The sequence below is a fragment of the Marinobacter nanhaiticus D15-8W genome, assembly GCF_036511935.1.
GTDB lineage: Bacteria > Pseudomonadota > Gammaproteobacteria > Pseudomonadales > Oleiphilaceae > Marinobacter_A > Marinobacter_A nanhaiticus.
In genome coordinates this window covers 1,743,732-1,762,241 of record NZ_AP028878.1, presented here as the reverse complement: position 1 = coordinate 1,762,241, position 18,510 = coordinate 1,743,732, and the positions used below count along the sequence as shown (strand labels likewise).

At 61.0% G+C, this 18,510-nt stretch carries 14 protein-coding genes; 8 read left to right on the top strand and 6 right to left on the bottom strand.

All coding sequences use genetic code 11. The features are described from left to right. Positions 1-247 precede the first annotated feature (247 nt). The 6 genes from fdhF to RE428_RS07960 all read left to right on the top strand — a co-directional run bounded on the left by fdhF (position 248) and on the right by RE428_RS07960 (position 7,201). A complete protein-coding gene (gene fdhF, locus RE428_RS07985; protein ID WP_004581469.1) occupies positions 248-3,217 on the top strand; it encodes a formate dehydrogenase subunit alpha in 2,970 nt (989 codons plus the stop codon). Further along, positions 3,217-3,699: a helical membrane plugin domain-containing protein gene (locus RE428_RS07980; RefSeq protein WP_004581468.1), complete on the top strand. Its 483-nt coding sequence runs from the start codon at positions 3,217-3,219 to the stop codon at positions 3,697-3,699. The genes fdhF and RE428_RS07980 overlap by 1 nt, the downstream gene beginning before the upstream one ends. Before the next feature lie 77 nt (positions 3,700-3,776). Continuing rightward, complete coding sequence (locus tag RE428_RS07975; RefSeq protein WP_004581467.1) at positions 3,777-4,376, top strand: paraquat-inducible protein A; 600 nt, start codon at positions 3,777-3,779, stop codon at positions 4,374-4,376. Next, a complete protein-coding gene (locus tag RE428_RS07970) occupies positions 4,358-4,990 on the top strand; it encodes a paraquat-inducible protein A (RefSeq protein WP_004581466.1) in 633 nt (210 codons plus the stop codon). The genes RE428_RS07975 and RE428_RS07970 overlap by 19 nt, the downstream gene beginning before the upstream one ends. Continuing rightward, positions 4,983-6,638 (top strand): PqiB family protein, encoded by a 1,656-nt coding sequence (locus tag RE428_RS07965; RefSeq protein WP_004581465.1) that lies wholly within the window; start codon positions 4,983-4,985, stop codon positions 6,636-6,638. The genes RE428_RS07970 and RE428_RS07965 overlap by 8 nt, the downstream gene beginning before the upstream one ends. Further along, the gene (locus RE428_RS07960; RefSeq protein WP_004581464.1) at positions 6,635-7,201 is read left to right on the top strand and encodes a PqiC family protein; all 567 of its coding nucleotides are present in this window, start codon (positions 6,635-6,637) and stop codon (positions 7,199-7,201) included. Before RE428_RS07965 ends, RE428_RS07960 begins: the two co-directional genes overlap by 4 nt. A 15-nt stretch (positions 7,202-7,216) precedes the next feature. Here the strand turns inward: RE428_RS07960 and RE428_RS07955 are convergent, their stop codons facing one another. From RE428_RS07955 to RE428_RS07930, 6 genes are all read right to left on the bottom strand, one after another. Further along, positions 7,217-8,200 (bottom strand): aldo/keto reductase, encoded by a 984-nt coding sequence (locus tag RE428_RS07955; RefSeq protein ID WP_004581463.1) that lies wholly within the window; start codon positions 8,198-8,200, stop codon positions 7,217-7,219. A gap of 249 nt (positions 8,201-8,449) precedes the next feature. Continuing rightward, a complete protein-coding gene (locus RE428_RS07950) occupies positions 8,450-8,830 on the bottom strand; it encodes a cupin domain-containing protein (RefSeq protein WP_004581462.1) in 381 nt (126 codons plus the stop codon). A gap of 28 nt (positions 8,831-8,858) precedes the next feature. Further along, on the bottom strand, positions 8,859-11,996 hold the full coding sequence (locus tag RE428_RS07945; protein WP_004581461.1) for an efflux RND transporter permease subunit: 3,138 nt from the start codon (positions 11,994-11,996) through the stop codon (positions 8,859-8,861). Further along, entirely contained in the window at positions 11,989-13,245 is a 1,257-nt protein-coding gene (locus RE428_RS07940; protein ID WP_004581460.1) for an efflux RND transporter periplasmic adaptor subunit, read from the bottom strand. Before RE428_RS07940 ends, RE428_RS07945 begins: the two co-directional genes overlap by 8 nt. After that, positions 13,245-14,624, bottom strand: a complete 1,380-nt coding sequence (locus RE428_RS07935; protein WP_227500282.1) for an efflux transporter outer membrane subunit — start codon at positions 14,622-14,624, stop codon at positions 13,245-13,247. The genes RE428_RS07940 and RE428_RS07935 overlap by 1 nt, the downstream gene beginning before the upstream one ends. A 260-nt stretch (positions 14,625-14,884) precedes the next feature. After that, positions 14,885-16,072, bottom strand: coding sequence for a multidrug effflux MFS transporter (locus RE428_RS07930; RefSeq protein ID WP_004581458.1), 1,188 nt, complete (start codon positions 16,070-16,072; stop codon positions 14,885-14,887). Between the two features lie 306 nt (positions 16,073-16,378). Between RE428_RS07930 and ligD (RE428_RS07925) the strand changes: the two genes are divergently transcribed. Together ligD (RE428_RS07925) and ligD (RE428_RS07920) are read left to right on the top strand one after the other, a co-directional pair. Next, the gene (gene ligD / locus RE428_RS07925) at positions 16,379-17,392 is read left to right on the top strand and encodes a non-homologous end-joining DNA ligase (RefSeq protein WP_004581457.1); all 1,014 of its coding nucleotides are present in this window, start codon (positions 16,379-16,381) and stop codon (positions 17,390-17,392) included. After that, positions 17,389-18,306 (top strand): non-homologous end-joining DNA ligase, encoded by a 918-nt coding sequence (gene ligD, locus RE428_RS07920; RefSeq protein WP_004581456.1) that lies wholly within the window; start codon positions 17,389-17,391, stop codon positions 18,304-18,306. The genes ligD (RE428_RS07925) and ligD (RE428_RS07920) overlap by 4 nt, the downstream gene beginning before the upstream one ends. Positions 18,307-18,510: the final 204 nt, after the last annotated feature.

Sequence of the window (18,510 nt, the reverse complement as noted above, 5' to 3'; positions counted from 1 at the left end):
GTGATCTGTTACAAACACTCTGGACAGTTGAAGTACGGCGGAATTCCCGTATCGGCTGGGGGCCGGCTGGACGCACCTCCAATTTGCCCGGCCTGGCACCTGACATTTAGGTAATCCTATGTGAGTGTCCGAGTTCCGATTGCTACGCTAGCATGGACTCAAATCCCATGATGGAGCAGTCAGTTGGAGCGCGAACAAGGCGAGATAAAGTCTCCGGCTGTCCGTCTAACATGGAGGTTATCTTCTGATGCCAGAGAGCCAACTCTGTACCCTCACCTGTGACGGCAAGGAACTGGTCGGGCCCGCCGGGACCCCTCTCATCGACTTTCTTGCCCGCTACGATATCGACCTTCCCCATATCTGCTACGACAAAACCCTCGGTGCACTGCAAACCTGCGACACCTGCTGGGTCAGCGTGGACGGCGAGCTGCGCCGTGGTTGCACGGTTCGGGCCGAGGATGGCCTGAATGTCCAGCTGGAGAACGAAGACGCGTGCAACGCCCGTCATGAAGGTGCCGACCGTATCGTGGCCCGGCATGAACTTTACTGTTCGGTATGCGAGAACAACAACGGGGATTGCAAGGTCCACAACGTCATCAATGCCATGGACGTGACCCACCAGCGTTATCCCTATCGCACGAAACCCTATGAAACGGACGACAGTCACCCGTTCTATCGCTACGACCCGGACCAATGCATCCTGTGTGGCCGCTGTGTGGAAGCCTGCCAGAACGTTCAGGTAACCGAAACGCTGACCATTGACTGGGAGCGGGAAGACCCGCGGGTCATGTGGGACGGAGGCGAATCCGCCAACGATTCCAGCTGCGTCTCCTGCGGTCATTGCGTCACGGTATGCCCCTGCAACGCCCTAATGGAAAAGACCATGCTCGGCGAAGCCGGACCGCTGACGTCCCTGCCGACCTCTTTGAAACGTCCGGCTATCGATTTCGTGAAGAAGATCGAACCTACCCTGGGCTTCCAACCCATCTTCGCCATGTCGGAAATGGACGAGGCCTGGCGCAAGTCCGAGATCAAGAAGACGAAGACCGTCTGCACCTACTGCGGGGTCGGCTGCGCCTTCGATATGTGGACGCGCGACCGGAAGATTCTCAAGATCCAGCCGGTGGAAGAGGCGCCGGTTAATGGCATATCCACCTGCATCAAGGGCAAATTCGGCTGGGACTTCGTCAACTCCGACGACCGCCTGACCACGCCGTTGATTCGCGAGGAGGGTCGCTTCCGTGAAGCCAGTTGGGAGGAGGCCTACCGCCTGGTCGCGAACCGCTTCAACGAGATCAAGGACGAGCACGGGCCTGACGCGCTGTCCTTCGTCGCATCGAGCAAGTGCACCAATGAAGAATCCTACCTGATGCAGAAGCTGGCCAGGGCCGTCATCGGGACCAACAACATCGACAATTGTTCACGCTATTGCCAGTCTCCGGCGACAAAGGGCCTCTGGCGTACGATGGGTTACGGCGGCGATGGGGGCTCCATTTCGGACCTGGAACAGGCGGACCTGATCTTCTTTATCGGCTCGAACACAGCCGAGAGTCACCCGGTGCTCGCCACGCGTCTCAAACAGGCGCAAAAGCACCGCGGTCAGAAGCACCTGGTCTTTGACCTGCGCAAGCACGAGATGGCCGAGCGTGCCGATGAATTCATCCGGCCCAAACCCGGTACCGATCTGGTATGGCTCTGCGCCATGAGCAAGTACATCCTGGACAATGATCTGGAGGACAAGGCTTTCCTCGAGGAAAGGGTCATCCAATTGGATGAGTACAGAGAGAGCCTGGCGCCTTTCACGCTGGAGTACGCGGAGTCCATTACCGGTATCGAAGCGTCGAAGCTCGAGTCCCTGGCCCGGATGATTGCCAGCGCCGACAAGGTGTGCGGCGTCTGGGCGATGGGTGTAACACAACATATCGCCGGCTCGGATACATCAACCGCCATCGCCAACCTGCTGCTGGTCACGGGCAACGCGGGCCGTCCGGGCACCGGCGCATACCCCATGCGCGGTCACAACAACGTCCAGGGTTGTAGCGATTTCGGCTCGATGCCGAGCCGGCTGCCCGGCTACGAGTTCGTAACCGACGACGAGGCACGCAAGCGCTACGAGGATGCCTGGGGCGTCAAACTATCCACCAACAACGGTTACAACAACCACACCATGGTGGAAGCGATCCACGACGGAAAGATTCGCTCCATGTACATCATGGGCGAAGAAATGGCTGTGGTGGACTCGGATGCCCACTATGTCCAGCAGGCGTTCGACAAACTGGACTTCATGGTGGTGCAGGATATCTTCTTCACCCGTACATGCGAACATGCAGACGTGGTACTCCCGGCGGCTCCGAGCGTCGAGAAGGAAGGTACGTTCGTGAATACTGAGCGGCGCATCCAGCGGCTCTACCAGGTACTTCCTCCGAAGGGGAATAGCAAACCCGACTGGCTCATTCATACCGAATTGGGACGCTACCTGGGTGCCCCCTGGGACTACCAGTCTCCAGCCGACATCATGGCGGAGGCGGCTTCCCTTTCGCCAATGTTTGCGGGCGTGACCTACGAGCGGCTTGAAGGTTACAAATCCCAGCAGTGGCCGATCGCGGCCGATGGTACGGACACCCCCCACCTGTACCTGAATGGTTTTGCCTTCCCCGACGGAAAGGCCCGTCTGCACCCGCTTGAATACACAGAACCGACGCAGCAGACGGACGAGAAGTACGACCTCCACGTTAACAACGGGCGTCTACTGGAGACATTCCATGAAGGCAACCTGACCCACCAATCAGCCGGCATCCGTAGCCAGGTCCCAACCAAGTTCGTGGAAGTCTCGCCGGAACTGGCCAAAGAGCGGGATATCGAAAGCGGCCGCTGGGTTCAACTCACGTCACGGTATGGTTCGATACGCCTGCAGGCCCTGGTGACCGACCGGGTTACCGGCAACGAACTGTTCGTCACCGAGAACGCCACCCGCAACGACCATGCGATCAACATCCTTACGTCCTACGATGCGGACAAGGACAGCGATACGCCCACGTTCAAGGAAATCGCGGTCTACATGGAACGGCTCGATACGATTGAGGAATCACCCTTGCCGCCGGACAACTTCAGATTCGGCCGCCCAACGCCTCGCCAGGGAGTGGAAGCTGAGTTGAAGTGGAACCGCTCGGACTACATCGCGCCGCCCGGCCAAGCCCGCTACCCGGAGAAATTCTGATGGCCAAACGCATACTTTACGAAGTTCCCACGCCGCCCGAACCGGATACCGCGCGGGAAGAACTCGACCAGTTGGTGGAGAACCTCAGTAATGCCGGCGTCCTCCGATTTGCCAACGACCTGCTGAAGGCCTCTCCAGAGGTATCGGAAATACTCCTCAGGGGCATCAATACCCAGGAGAGTCGCAACGCCGTGCAGAATCTTTCCTTGTTGGTGATGGCACTGGGCCGCCTACCGCCGGAACGGATGGCGACGATTACCCGCGCTTTCACCGAAGGTCTGGATAGTATGGAGGAAGCAGCAACGGATAAAACGGATGAACGGCCGCCTGGGGTCTTTGGCTTCTACCGACTGCTTCACGACGAGGAACTCTGGGCGGGTTTGAGACCCGTGCTGGCCGGGCTGAAAGGTTTTTCGGACAGGATCCATGAGCCACCGGAAAAGCCGGCCGCCAAACGCGAGGCGGAACGAAATAGCAAATGATGTGATTCCGGGCGGGGTCGCGTAGGGTAAGCTAGTCTGCGACTAACATCGATGTAACCGATTAACGGACCGGTCTGATGAATACGCCGTCGCCCTATATCATCTGCGAGTACTGCGATTCGGTGTATCACCGTCCTGACCTGGCACTGCACCAGAAAGCCGTGTGCCAGCGTTGCGGTGCGGTGATCGCCCGCCATCACCTTTTGTCCGTCGATCACATGCTGGCACTGAGCGTTGCCGCCGGCATGCTCCTGCTGTTCGTCTGCTTCTACCCAGTCCTGTCGATCCAGGCCCAGGATCAGGTGAATTCCGCCTCACTGGTTGATGCGGTACTCTCCCTGGCCGAGGGCTCCATCAGCCTCATGGCCGCCATTTCCGCGTTTGCGATAGTTGTCGTACCTGCGCTGCAAGTGGGCCTGATGCTCTGGTTGTTCAGCCATGCCCGGGCAGGCTACCGGGCGCCAGGATTCCGGGGCTGTATGCGGCTGCTCGCGACACTGCGGCCCTGGGGAATGCTGGAAGTGTTCCTGCTGGGTTGCCTTGTCGCGGTGGTCAAGCTGAAGGGACCGCTGGACGCGGCGCCTACGATTGGGTTATTCGCCCTTGGCGGTCTCAGTCTACTGATGATCGGCATGGCCGGACGCGACGTTTCGCTGCTATGGGAGAAGCTGCCGTGACGCCGCCTTCCGCCGAAGCCCTCAATCTCAGGCTCTGCCACTGTTGCCAGCTGGCGTGCTCGCTCGAGCAGCCTCATCGGGTCTGCCCGCGCTGCGGCACCACGCTGCACGACCGCAAGCCAAACGCCATCCCCCGCACCTGGGCGCTGATGCTGGCAGCACTGGTACTCTATCTCCCGGCCAACATCCTGCCGATCATGCACACAAGCACACTCTACGGCGAGTCCTCGACCACGATACTCGGCAGCGTCGTTACCTTGTGGCAAGGTGGAGCCTGGGATATCGCGCTGATTATCTTCATCGCCAGCGTCGGCGTACCGGTCACCAAATTCCTGGTACTGGGTCTGCTGCTGGTCACGGTCCAGCGCGGCAGTGTGCGGTCGCGCCGGGAGCGCACGGTGCTCTACCGCGCACTTGAGCTGATCGGCTACTGGTCTATGCTCGATGTATTCGTCGCTGCCCTGCTGGCGTCACTGGTGCAGTTCGGTGTGCTGGGTGCCATCGAGCCGCGATTGGGCATCCTGTTCTTTGGCCTGGTGGTGGTGCTGACCATGCTGGCCACGTTGAGTTTCGATCCACGACTGATATGGGACACAGAACCACGTAATGAGTGATAACCGGGAGTACAGGGAGCCGGGCGAAGCGGATGTAAAGTCCCGGCGCTGGGGATTATCGCTGGTATGGCTGGTTCCGCTCGTCGCCACACTGGTCGGTCTGTCGATGCTGATCCGCGCCTGGCACGAAGCCGGGCCCACCATCCGGATTACCTTCGAGACGGCAGGCAGCCTGGCGCCGGAAAAATCCCCGATAAAGTACCGCAATGTCGTCATCGGCGAAGTTACCGGCGTCCGGCTCAGCGAGGACCACGAGAAGGTCATCGTCACCGCCCAGCTGAACCGGGAAGCCTCCTCCTTCACCCGAGAGGATTCCCGCTACTGGGTCGTCCGGCCGCGCATTGGTGCCGAAGGCATTTCGGGTCTGGATACGCTGCTCTCAGGCGATTTCATCGCCGCAGACCCGGGCACGTCGTCGCAGCGCTCGGAAACCTTCCAGGGCCTGGAGTCGCCCCCTCCGGTGACCTACGGCGAGCCTGGCAAGCGCTTCCAGCTCAAGGCGCAGGACCTGGGTTCGCTGGACATCGGCTCACCGGTCTACTACCGCAAGGTGCGCGTGGGACAAGTGGTCTCCTACAAGCTGGACGAGTCCGGTGATGGCGTGAACGTCGATGTCTTTATCGCCGCGCCGAATGACCGCTTCGTCACCAACGACACCCGCTTCTGGAATGCCAGCGGCATCGATGTCGGGGTGAGTGCGAATGGTCTGGATATCGACACCCAGTCGCTGATATCCGTGGTGGCCGGCGGCATCGCCTTCGGCACACCCAGCTACAAGCGGGCACCGGAACCGGCCGAATCAGGGACCGAGTTCCCGCTTTTCGCGGAGCGGGAAACGGCACTGGCCCCCAATAAGGGCCCGGCCCTGGAGATCCGCATGCGCTTCGACGAGTCGCTGAGAGGGCTCCACGAAGGCGCACCGGTGGATTTCATGGGCAAGCGGATCGGCGAAGTGACCAGTGTCAGCCTGGATTACGATACCAACCAGCAGACGTTCCCTGTGATCGTCGAAGCCAGAGTCCACCCGCGACTCATGGGTCGGGCCTATGACAAGCTGCTGGAATCGGTCGATAACCAGGTCAGCGATGACAACGTCATGCCTCGCCTGTTCAATACCTTTGTGCTCCAGGGGCTGAGGGCAGAAGCCCGCACCAGCAACCTGCTGACCGGGCAGATGCATGTTTCCATGGAATTCTATCCAGATTTAGAGCCGGTCGAGGTGGAAGTCACCCGCCGCCCGGTCGTGATCCCCACGCGTCCCACAAGCCTGGCCCAATTACAGGACCAACTAATGGCCCTGGTAGATCGCCTGAGCGAGGTCCCCTTCAAGAGCATCGCCGGCAATATGGACAGCAGCCTGGCGGAGCTGCGCCAGACGCTGGAGCAGATCAACGACAACGTGTTGCCTCAGGCCTTGGGTGCGCTGCAAAGTATCGACACGACCATGAACGACATGCAGGACACACTGGGCACCGCCGCCGAAGCCTTGGACCCCGCATCGCCCGAACGACAGCGTCTCGGCCACGCACTGGATGAAGTAGAACGCATGTCACGGTCCGTGAGGGAGTTGACCGATTACCTGCGGCGCCACCCCGAGTCGCTGATTCAGGGTCGACCGGAAGCCCAGAGGAGAAACCTGCAACCATGAAACTGCCCTGGCCATTTACCGGACTTTTATTGGTTGGCCTCAGCCTCGGGCTGGTCGCCTGCAGCAGCGCCCCGATTCGCTTCCATACCCTGGTGCCACCGCCGGACAAGAGCAGCACTGCCGGCAATCGTGAGCGCATCGTCGTGGAAAGCGTGAGCGTTCCACCCCAGGTGAATCGGACAGAACTTGTCGTCCGCGAGGAAGCCAGTGGGTTAGTGATTCTGGAATCCGACTGGTGGGGCGCCTCCCTGCCCGAAGAAATCCGGAGTGCTCTCACGGCCCGGCTGGACGGCCCATCCACGCAGAATCCGACCCGCGCCTGGGTCACGATCACACGGTTCGATACCCTGCCTGGGCGGGGCGCCTGGCTGGAAGCCGACTACCGACTGAACGCAAGACAGTCCACGGACACCACAACCATTTGCCGCTTCCGTCATCAAAGCAATGCAGGCGACAGCATCACGTCGCTGGTACTCGCCCATCAGGAGAACCTGGATGCGCTGGCACAAGAGATCGCCCAGGGCGCCAGCCGTCTGGAACAGAGGCAAACGGGCTGCCCCTGAGCCGTGTCCGAAAAATCAGGAATGACCAGCGATAGCATGGGGCACGTAGGCGGCCTCCAGCAGTTCCATTTCCTCGGCACTTAAGGTGATATCCAGCGCAGCGATGGCATCGTCCAGGTGCCTTGCCTGGCTTGCGCCGACGATCGGAGCCGTGACCACCGGGTTCGCCACAACCCAAGCTAGTGCAATCTGCGCCATCGGCAATCCGCGCCGATGGGACACTTCTCGTAGCGCCTCAATGACCGGCGTATCGATACCACCACCCAGTTGCCACTTGCGGGTGTTCTCGTCGGTCCGCGCGCGTGTGCTCTCGCCACCCTCACCCTGGGTCGTCTTGCCCGCCAGGACACCCCGGGCCAGCGGACTCCAGGGAATCACCCCAATACCCTGGTCCCGGCACAGTGGAAACATTTCCCGCTCTTCCTCGCGATAGATCAGGTTGTACATGGGCTGCATCGTCGCAAACCGGTTCCAGCCGTTGCGCTCCGCCACATGCTGGGCCTTGGCGAACTGCCAGGCGAACATGGACGAGGCGCCGATGTAGCGTGCCTTGCCGGCTTTGACCACATCGTGCAGGGCTTCCATGGTTTCCTCGATGGGCGTGTCGTAGTCCCAGCGGTGAATCTGGTAGAGATCGACATGATCCGTACCCAGGCGCTGCAGCGAGCCGTCGATGGATTTCATGATGTGCTTGCGTGATAGCCCGCGGTCGTTGGGCTTGTCGCTCATGGGGTGGTAGACCTTGGTGGCGATGACTACATCGTCACGCCGGACGTAGTCGAGTAGGGTCTTGCCCAAAACCCGCTCGGATTCACCCAGCGAGTACATATCCGCCGTGTCGAAGAAATTGATGCCGGCATCCAGGGCTTTCTCGATAAACGGGCGGCTGGACTGCGCATCCAGCACCCATTCGCGCCACTTGGGGCTGCCGTAGGTCATGGTGCCCAGGCACAGGGGAGAAACCTTCATACCGGTAGTGCCGAGACGACGGTATTCCATGGTGAGCTCCTTATCATCTGTGATTGGCTGAGACAGCTTTTCGGGGGATCGGCGATTCAATCGTTCGATCGAACGGTAGCGGAAAGAGATGAAGGATTATGCTGGACCGACGGATCTGAATGCGCAAGCAGTGGCGATTGTCGAGGTCAATCCTCAAAGCCGTAATCGATGACCGGGAAGGTGATGCGGTTCGCTTTGCTCACCGCATCCTACGCGGGTAGCCCGAACCCGACGGGGCCACTTAAGACGTTATCCGCGCGGCTCGGGATCCACATCCCGATAGTCCTCGCGCCGGAACCTGGGCGTGCACAAGGCCAGGAAGATCAAGTCGCTCTCACCGATATTGCGGATGCGTTGCGGGCTCCCGGGCGGGATGATAACCACATCACCGATGGCCACCGTTTCGGCCAGCGTATCACCCACCTCCACCTGGCCTTCCCCGTCGAGGATCACATAGCGCTCAACCTGTTCGGCCAGGGTGTGCAGGCGGGTGATACAACCCGGCTCGAGCCGGGCGCGGGCGATGGAGAGCGCCGCATCGTCGGCGCTGTTGGACATTTCCAGGATGTAACAGCCTTCCTCGAAGAAGTATTCCTTCGAGGGATCGAAACGATTGATGGTCGGCTTCATCCTGACTCCTGTTTACGTCTAAATGTATCTACCGATTCTCGCCCTCGGGCTCATCCGGCAGTATCTCGCCCATGACGGCGCGAGCCCCGCCGGTGACCCGGTCTACGATATCCTCCAGCACCATATAGAGCGACGGCACCACCAGCAATAGCAACGCGGAGGAAAACAGGATCCCGTAGCCGAGGGAAATCGCCATCGGGATCATGAAGCGGGCCTGCATCGAGGTCTCGAAAATCATCGGCGCCAGACCGCCGAAGGTGGTGCAGGTAGTCAGGAAGATGGGCCGGAAACGCCTAACGCCGGCGGCATGGATCGCCTCGATGGCCGCATACCCCTCGCGCTTGCGGGCGTTGGCATAGTCGATCAGCACCAGCGATCCGTTCACCACCACACCGCCCAAGGCGATAATCCCCATAATGCTGATCAGGCTCAGGCTGTACCCCATGATCAGGTGCCCCAATACCGCGCCAACGATACCGAATGGAATGGCGGTCATTACGATAAACGGCTGGACATAGCTGCGGAACGGCAGCGCCAGCAGCACGAAGATGCCCATCAGCGCCAATGAAACGGTGACGTAGAAGCTGTCGACGGCGTCACGCATGCTCTCCTGACGACCGCCAAAGCTGTAGGACAAACCGGGAAAATCCTGCATCAGCTGCGGTAAAAGCTCCTGCTGCAGGGTCGAAAGTACGCGGTTGGTCTGCTCCATCGGCTCCACGTTGGCGGTGACCGGCATTACCCGGCGGCCATTTTCACGACGGATGCTGGTCGCGGAGACGCCGGGTTCGATCGTGGCCACCTGGTCCAGGGGTACGTATTGGCCACTTTCGGTCCGGATCATGAACGACGACACCGCCACCGAGCTCTGGCTGAGTTCCGGCGGCAGCTGCACCCGAACCGTCACCTCGTTGGCGCCACGCAGCAGCTTGAAGGCCTCGGCGCCATAGAAGGCATTTCGCACCTGGGTCGCTACATCGCCGGCTGTGAGGCCCAGGGAGCGTCCGGCTTCGGTGAGCTTTAAACTCCAGCGGGGCTTGCCCTCAGCATAGCTGTCATCCACATCAGTCACATGGTTAACGGACGCCAGGCGCTTACCCAGTACGGAGGCGGCCTGGTTCAGGGTTTCCGTATTGCTGTGGCTGAGCTGGACGGTCAGGCCCGCACCCCCACCCGGTCCGCCACGGTCAGACTGGAACTGCAGGGACTCCACCCCCAGGATGTCGCCGGTAAGCTGGCGCCACTTCTGTGCGACCTCCGCGGTGCTCACGGGACGCACATCCGGCTGGGTCAAGTAGATACGCACTTCGACGGTGGAGTCTTCGATGGAGGCGTAGATCCCGCTGGCCAGTGCATCACCGCCGTTATCTGCGATCACCTGGCGGGCGGATTCGGTGAGTTCGTCACGCACGCGCCGGGCCTCACTCACCGGTGCGCCGTAGGGTAGAGTCGCGGTCACTTCGGCACGGTCGCCCTCGACCCTCGGCATCAGGATAAACCCCATCCGGCCGCTCAGGGGCCAAGCCAGGGTGATCGCCAATACCGTCAATGCGGCTGCCAGGGTGACGTAACGCCAACGTAGCGTCAGCGCGAGCACGCGACCGTAGACCTGATCGATCAGTCGGGTGAAGCCGTGGCTGATCTTCTGCTGGAAACCATGCAGGTGCGCGCCGATGCGGGTCCTGGCGCCCTCGCGCACGTAGGCGAGATGCGCCGGCAGGATAATCAGCGCCTCGATCAGCGAGATCACGAATACCGTGCCCACCACGGCAGGAATAACAGCCCAGATCTGGCCAAACGGTCCCGGAATGACGGCTAGCGGCAGGAAGGCCACGATATTGGTGACCACGCTGATCAGTATCGGTACCGCGATATCCCTGGCGCCCTGGATCGCCGCATCTAGGAACGGCATGCCGCGGCTACGGTATTCGTAGATGTTCTCCCCGGCCACGATGGCATCGTCCACCACGATACCCAGCGCGATAATAAAGGCGAACAGGGAAATCATGTTGATGGACACGCCCATACCGGGCAGGAACAGGAAGGCCCCAAGGAAAGCCGTAGGAATACCGACCGTCACCCAGAACGCCAACTTGAACTCGAGAAACAGGCTGAGCAGCGCGAGGACCAGCATCAGGCCGAAGAAACCGTTCTTGAGCAGCAGTTCCAGGCGCTGCTGGTAGACCTCGGACGCGTCCCCCTGGATCACCACGTCGATTGACGGCGGCAGGCCGGAACGGATTTCGGGAAGCACACTGCGCGCCGCTTCCGACACACCGATGGGCGTTTCGGTGCCTACCCGGAACACCTCCACTTCGAGGGCGCGCATGCCGTTGTAGGACTGGATGTCCTCGACGGTTTCCGAGAACCCATCGGTAATGGTGGCGATATCCCCTAACCGCAGGATCGAGCCGCCCTCGCTTGCCCGGATGACGATGTCACGGAATTCTTCCGCATGGCTACGGCGCTCATCCACCTGCAGCAGGATCTCGCCGGCAGCAGTATCCACGGCGCCGGCCGAGCGATCGCGCGCGCTATCGGCCACAATAGAAGCAACGTCCTGCAGTGTCAGACCGTAGGCGCGCAGCCGGTCTTCGGGGATATCGATGTGAATCTCGTAGTCGCGCACGTCATCGAGGTCAGCCTGGGTAATTCCCGGCTCCAGCAGCAGACGGTCGCGGATCTGCTCCGCCGCCGAGCGCAGACTCTGTTCAGGTGCATCGCCGTAGACCAGCAGGTCCAGTACGTCGCGGCGCCAGCCGCTGTACTCGATCTCCGGTTCCTCGGCGTCGTCCGGAAACGTCTGGATCTGGTCGACTGCGCGGATGACATCCTGGTAAGTGCGCTGCATGTCGGCCCCTTCGATCAGCTCCAGGGTCACCATGCCGGCACCTTCACGAGCCACGGAGGTGACTTCCTTGATGCCGATCAGCCCGCGTACGGCTTCCTCGACCGGCAGTACCACGCCCTGCTCGATTTCCTCGGGGGTCGCGTTGGGATAGGACACGCTGACTTCGATAGCATCCACCTGGAAGTCGGGAAAAACCTCCTGGGTGATCTTGGTGGTCATGTAGAGCCCGCCCAGGAGCAGCACCAGCATCAGCAGGTTCGGCGCCACCCGGTGCGCGGTCATGAAGCCGATCAGGCCCCGCGTCCGGTCAGACATCGCTGCCTCCTGCGACGTTCGAGGAGGTATCCACTTCCTGTACCCGCAACGGCATGCCTTCGGTCACGACCGAAATCTGGGAGGTCACGATACGGTCGCCATCCTCGATACCTTCGGTGACCAGCACCCTTTCGGCATCCCGGTAGGCGATGTCCACCTTGCGCATGGCCAACCCGTCATTCTCATCCATCAGCCAGACCGTGTTATTGGCGTGAATCCATTCAGGCTGCAGGGCAACAGCCCCCTCGATTGTGCGGCCCTGGATCTCGCCACGGATATAGGCGCCCAGCAGCAGGCGCGGCTGATCTTCGTTGCCGGGCAATCGGGCCAGCGGGTCATCGACCGCTACCAGCACCTGGGCCATGCGGCCGCCCTCTTCGAGTTGGCCCAAGAGACGCACCACGCGGCCCTGGCGAGTCACGTGGGAGGGCCAGACGCTCTCATAGCGCAGGGTAACCGTTGAACCTTCACTCCCCTGCCCTGGGAAGCTCAACCACTTGAGGGCATTGACCGGCACCGAGAGCTCCACCCACCAGGTCTTCACGCCGACCAGCTCTGCCAGCGTCGTGCTGGTGGACACCTCGGCGCCTTCCGCTACATCCCGGCTCAGCACCAGGGCCTCGAAAGGCGTCTGGATTTCGGTGCGCTGCAGGTCCAGGCGCGCGTCTGCCAGATCCGCTTCAGCCGAAGCAACGACCGCTCGGGCCGTATCGAGTTGGGGCCGGCGCAGTATCAGTGCACGTTCGGCGTCACTGACGTCTTCCCCCAACAGTTCATATTCGCGCTGGGCCACCGCCTGCTGGCCCTGCTCCAGGGTGAGATCCGCCTGTGCCTGGGTCAGCGCGCTGCGGGCGCGGGTCAGCGACAGCTCGTAATCCTGCGCGTCGAGCTGCAGCAATTGTTCGCCGGCAGCCAATACGCTGCCCGCCTCGAAGTCCCGCGCCAACTCGGTGACACGGCCGCTAACCCTGGGAGTCAGGTTCAGTGAACGGGAGGGGGTGACCTGCCCCCAGGCGGTGACGGTCACGGTATGAGGCTGACGTTCAGCCACCTGGACTTCCACCAGGCGTTTGGACCTTTCCGCAGGTTGCTGGCGCCCGGCATCGTCCGCAGTGCCCAGGAACAACCAGGCGATACCCCCGCCCAGCACCAGGACGATAAGACATACCAGCACCTGCATCAGGCCCCGCGCCGGCGTCAGGCGACGGGACGTGGTCTGGCTCTTCAGCTCTTTCGGATCAATACTCATTAGCTGTTCTCACTAGCCTCGGATTCACCGGTGTTCCAACCACCGGCGATAGTTCTTATCAACGCAATCCGATCCAGCAGCAGGGCCCAGCGGGCTTCCAACTGCTGGCGCTGGACGTCCTGCAGGGTTGTCAGTGCGGACAGCACATCCAGGTACTCCGTCGCGCCGCTGAGGTAACGTCCGCGAAGCCGGTCCACCACCGCCTCCGCCAATTCCAGTTGCCGATTCAGGCTTTCCAGACGGTTGCGGTCGTAGCGGGCGTTAGAAAGGGCAATCTCTACTTCGGCCACCGCGTCCACCACGTTCTGGGCGTATTCGTTGAAGGCTACGGCACGCGCCGCCTGGCTACGCTCCACCTCGGCCCTCAATGCGCCACCTCGGAAGAGCGGCACAGTGAGGCTCGTCGCCAGCGAGCTCACCCAGTCCTCGAACAGATTCGAGGGCGAAGTGGCCGCTGTTTCCAGGGAGGCGGACAGGTCCAGCCGCGGATACTGGTTGGCGATGGCTGCTGCGGTATCTGCGTCTGCGGCGCGCACGCGCAGCCAGGCTGCCTGCAGGTCCGGGCGCCGCTGCAGCCACTCGGCGGGGATACCGACGGCGGGAATCGGCGGGAGTTGGGTAATCTCATGCCCCTCAGGCAACTCAAGGGCCTCGGCAGGCCGCCCCAGCAGCGCTGCCAACTGGTTGCGCTGTTCCTCAAGTGTTGCCCGGGCAGATAGCAGGTCGGCGGTGGAGGCTTCGGTCAGCCGTTGCTGACGCAGGTATTCGTCAAGTTGGGCCTGACCATTGCGATAGCGCACACGGATCAGGTCAGCCACCTGTTGGTTGGTTGTGCGCTGCTGCTCCAACAGGTCGACGATGGCCCGTTGCAGAAGCAGGCTGTAGTAGGTATCGGCGGTTTCCGCCGTCAAGCTGATATAGGCAGCCTGGAGATCGGCACGCGTAGCGCCGGCTTCCAGCTCGGCGGACTCGATGGTGGCATCGATGCGACCCCAGAGATCCACTTCGTAAGATGCAACGACGCCGACACTGTAGGACTCAGCATTACTGCCCTCCTCGCGAGAGACCCGGGCGTCCCCGCTGCCATCAAGCGCAGGCAAGGCGTCGGCTCCGGCGATACGCGCCGCAGCGTTGGCCTGGCGCAAACGCTCGCGGGCCGCCACCAGGCTGAAGTTGTCAGACACGGCAGCACCCACCACGGCATTGAGACGGGGGTCGTCGAAGTGCGTCCACCAGCCCTCGGACGGGGGCATGCCGGATGCCGTATCAGCAAAGGTCGACGGCAGCGGTGGCTCTGTAGGAAGGGACTCAGTCGGCGTCGTAGCACAGCCGGCCAGGAGAACCGTGATCGCAGCGGCCAAAAGGCTGCGACCGGACATCATTAGGAGCATAGAACCTCGAAACTCATACAGACTACAGCGCTCAGTACTATCAACACTGATTGGCCAGTCCACGCGCCCCTTGCATCGTTATTAGTCGGGCGCGCGCTCTCCAACCCGGCCAATGATAGAGGAGTAAGGCGACGTAAAGGGTGCCTTTGCACAAGATTTACACTGACTTGCAGAAATTGACGCAAACTCCGCAGGCCCCTCAGACAGCGCCGCGGGTCCGGTGTTCCATGCAGAGTTTGGTATCACAGTCACGCGGGCTTGCGGAGGGAGTTAAGCATGAATACGAAGGCCACCGAGGAGCAGACCGCCATGGCCAGCACCACTGCCAGCAGCGTGTGCGGCAACAGCGCAGAAGCGGCACTGAGCGTACCGGCGATCCCGAACTGGGAAGCCCCCAACAAAGCCGCCGCCGTGCCCCCGCTGGTGGGGAAGTACTCCATGAAGCAGGCCTGGATGTTCGGTGTGATCGCACCGACCACGCTAATAGCCAGCATCATGGCCGCCAGGAAGGCGTAGACCGACCAATCCATAACCGCGCCGATGGTCAGCAGTAAAACGCCCACCGCCTGAAGTGCCGTGGCGATCTGCAGGACCCGTAGCGAACTGATGCGCGACAGCAGGAACCGGTTGGCCAGGTTGAGGAAGAACATGGCGACGATATTGGCGCCGAACATTAACGCAAAGGCGTCCTCGGACTGCTCGAAGTGGGTCTGGTAGATAAACGAAGCATGGGTAATGAACACCATCATCACCGAGAAGGAGCCCGCCTGCCAGGCGATAAAGGGAAGGGCCTCCCGGGTCTTGAGCACAGCCACGTAGCGTTTCACCAGACTGACCGCGGCGCCGGGATGGATCGAGGTGTCCGGCGCGTTCCGGAAGACTGCCGTGAGCAGCAGGGGAACCACGGCCACGGAGTAAAGCGCCAGGAAAACGAAAATAATGTTCCAGGGCCCGACCTTTAGCAACAGGCTGCCGATGCTCGGCGCAATACCGGGCGCGATGACCATGATCAGCCCCATCAGCGAGAACAGCTTGGCGGCCTCCTGACCGCTGACCCGGTCGCGCACCAGCGCCGGCACCGAAACCAGCGCCCAACCTGCACCCAGAGCCTGTACCACCCGCGCCCACAGGAAAACGGTGATATCACTCGTCTGCGCCAGGACCAGGCTGGCCACACAGAAAATGCCCAGACCCGACAGCAGCAAGGGCTTGCGGCCGAAGCGGTCCGAAAAGGCACCACCGATGAGCTGCCCGAATGCCAGGGCGAAAATATAGACCGATACGCTGAATGCCACCGTCTGCTCGCCCACCCCAAGGCTGTCGGCAATGGATGGAAACGCCGGCAGGTATGTATCGAGGGAGAACGGCCCAAGCATCATGGTGGTGGCTAGGGCAATAACAAGGGGCATCCGAACGTTCGATTCGGTAGATGGCATGACAGTCCTGTTGTACGGGGCAACCTCTTTGCTTGAGCGGGCCGGAGCGATCGGTTGCAGGGAGAAGCGGAAGGTCGATCAATATAGAGCCCCGGGTCCCTGGCTTCAATTCCGCGATGGCCGGTGACTTGCTCCAGGCAAAGTGCGTTTCCATACAAAATGCTTTCCCATAATGGGTATGTCTTTCCTGAAGACGCTGTAATTACGGCCTTGACGCTATTACATCTACACTAAGGCGGACAGTCTGACTAAACATTCACCCCGTCTAGCTACCCCGAGGGAAATGCAGCGAAAGGAGTTTCGCCCATGCCCAAATGGTTCGACCAGCTCGATAAGGACGCTCAGGAGAAGCTGAGCAAGACGAAGATGCCATCGGAAGTGAATCCGATGCTCGCCACCCTCACCGACAACCATTTCTCCGACCCGGATTGGCTGTTCGAGCGCAAACTCGATGGCGAGCGTTGCCTGGCCTTCCACGATGGCAAAACCACACATCTCTACTCTCGCAAGCCCAAATCGCTCGATGCCACCTACCCTGAACTGCGGGAAGCCCTGGCCAACCACGACACCGCTTTTGTGGTCGATGGCGAGATCGTCGCCTTCGACGGTGATACCAGCAGCTTCGCCCGGCTGCAGAAGCGCATGCAGATCAAGGATGAGGACGAGGCGCGTAAGTCCGAGGTCACGGTCTACTACTACATCTTCGACCTGCTCTACTTCGATGGTTACGACACCAGCCAGCTGCCCCTGCGTCAACGCAAGCAATTACTAAAAGACGCGCTGACGTTCAAGGAACCGTTGCGTTACACGGAGCACCGCGACAAGGAAGGCGAGCGTTACCTCGAAGAGGCCTGCAAGAAAGGCTGGGAAGGGTTAATCGCAAAGGACGCCAACGCCGCCTACCGGAAAGGCCGCTCCAGGAAATGGCTCAAGTTCAAGTGCGTCAATCAGCAGGAACTGGTCATCGTGGGCTACACAGACCCGGAGGGCCAACGAACAGGGTTCGGCGCCCTGCTGCTCGGTTTCTACGATAATGACCAGCTGCACTTCGCTGGCAGGGTCGGTACCGGCTTCGACGAAAAGGAGTTGAAGTCGCTGCACGGCAAGCTGACACGGCTGGAACGCAAGTCGGCCCCGGTCGTTGACGCGTCGAAGGCCAAGACCAAGGGGGTCCACTGGGTTAGACCCGAACTGGTCGCGGAGATCGGCTTCACCGAATGGACGAGTGATAACCGCCTTAGACACCCCAAATACATGGGGCTTCGCGACGATAAATCACCGAAGGACGTCGTCAAGGAAGAACCGGGAGCACGCTCATGACTGAACGCAAGATTGGCCGTTACACCATCGATCTATCAAATGCCGACAAGGTCTATTTCCCCGACGCAAAATTCACCAAAGGCGACCTGGTGGACTATTACGAGCAGATCGCCGACACCATGCTGCCCCATATCAAGGGCCGTCCACTTACCCTGCACCGGTTCCCTGACGGCATCGGCAAGAGCGGTTTTTTCCAGCAGAACAGATCCGACCACTACCCGGACTGGCTGGACGAACTCGCGGTGGACCACGGCGGCAATACCGGCGAGGTGCGGCATGTCCTGGCCAACCACAAGGCTGCATTGGTCTACCTGGCGGATCAGGGCGTGATCACGCTCCACCGCTGGCTAAGCGAGCAGGCCAACATCGAAAAGCCGGACACCCTGATCTTCGACCTGGACCCGCCCGGCGAGGATTTCGGCCCGGTGCGTGAGGCGGCGCGCTGGGTGGCTGAAGCCATGCGCGAATTGGGAATGACACCCTATGTCATGACCACCGGCTCCAAGGGCGTTCATGTGGTCGCGCCCCTACGACCGGAAGCAGGCTTCGACAGCGTGCGCGATATGGCACAGGAGCTTGCCCGTTGGCTGGCCGACCAGCACCCGGACGAGCTCACCACCGAGCAGCGCAAGAACAAACGCAAGGGTCGCATTTACCTGGATGTCATGCGCAACGCCTTTGGCCAGACCGCCGTGGCACCTTACGCCGTGCGTGCCAAGCCCGGCGCACCGATAGCGACGCCATTGGAATGGGAGGAGCTTGACGACAAAGCGGTCAAACCCCAAACATTCGATCTGGAAAACATCATGAAACGCGTAGAGGACCGAGGCGACCCCTGGAGCGGCATGCAGCGTCATGCCGTTAAGCCAGGAAATGTAGCGGAGGCCCTCAAAAAGCTGAGCACAAACGGTTAATTTTGCGCACCCTTATCCTATGTTCTGGCCACCGTGCACCCTATTGCTCTTAAGTGTGCAAAGTCGCACTGAACACTCGGCCAATCAAGGAGTTGCGGAACCTCTCGGGCGCCGGAGATCCACACTGGAAAAGAGCACCCAAAGTGCCGGTCATCCCTCGTCGGACGTTCCCAGCCTCAGGGACTGAACATCAAACCTCGTTTG

Excerpts from the sequence above, each read along its gene's own strand:
- fdhF (WP_004581469.1), top strand. The coding sequence starts at position 248 with ATGCCAGAGAGCCAACTCTGTACCCTCACCTGTGACGGCAAGGAACTG.
- RE428_RS07980 (WP_004581468.1), top strand. The coding sequence starts at position 3,217 with ATGGCCAAACGCATACTTTACGAAGTTCCCACGCCGCCCGAACCGGAT.
- RE428_RS07975 (WP_004581467.1), top strand. The coding sequence starts at position 3,777 with ATGAATACGCCGTCGCCCTATATCATCTGCGAGTACTGCGATTCGGTG.
- RE428_RS07970 (WP_004581466.1), top strand. The coding sequence starts at position 4,358 with ATGGGAGAAGCTGCCGTGACGCCGCCTTCCGCCGAAGCCCTCAATCTC.
- RE428_RS07965 (WP_004581465.1), top strand. The coding sequence starts at position 4,983 with ATGAGTGATAACCGGGAGTACAGGGAGCCGGGCGAAGCGGATGTAAAG.
- RE428_RS07960 (WP_004581464.1), top strand. The coding sequence starts at position 6,635 with ATGAAACTGCCCTGGCCATTTACCGGACTTTTATTGGTTGGCCTCAGC.
- RE428_RS07955 (WP_004581463.1), bottom strand. The coding sequence starts at position 8,200 with ATGGAATACCGTCGTCTCGGCACTACCGGTATGAAGGTTTCTCCCCTG.
- RE428_RS07950 (WP_004581462.1), bottom strand. The coding sequence starts at position 8,830 with ATGAAGCCGACCATCAATCGTTTCGATCCCTCGAAGGAATACTTCTTC.
- RE428_RS07945 (WP_004581461.1), bottom strand. The coding sequence starts at position 11,996 with ATGTCTGACCGGACGCGGGGCCTGATCGGCTTCATGACCGCGCACCGG.
- RE428_RS07940 (WP_004581460.1), bottom strand. The coding sequence starts at position 13,245 with ATGAGTATTGATCCGAAAGAGCTGAAGAGCCAGACCACGTCCCGTCGC.
- RE428_RS07935 (WP_227500282.1), bottom strand. The coding sequence starts at position 14,624 with ATGTCCGGTCGCAGCCTTTTGGCCGCTGCGATCACGGTTCTCCTGGCC.
- RE428_RS07930 (WP_004581458.1), bottom strand. The coding sequence starts at position 16,072 with ATGCCATCTACCGAATCGAACGTTCGGATGCCCCTTGTTATTGCCCTA.
- ligD (WP_004581457.1), top strand. The coding sequence starts at position 16,379 with ATGCCCAAATGGTTCGACCAGCTCGATAAGGACGCTCAGGAGAAGCTG.
- ligD (WP_004581456.1), top strand. The coding sequence starts at position 17,389 with ATGACTGAACGCAAGATTGGCCGTTACACCATCGATCTATCAAATGCC.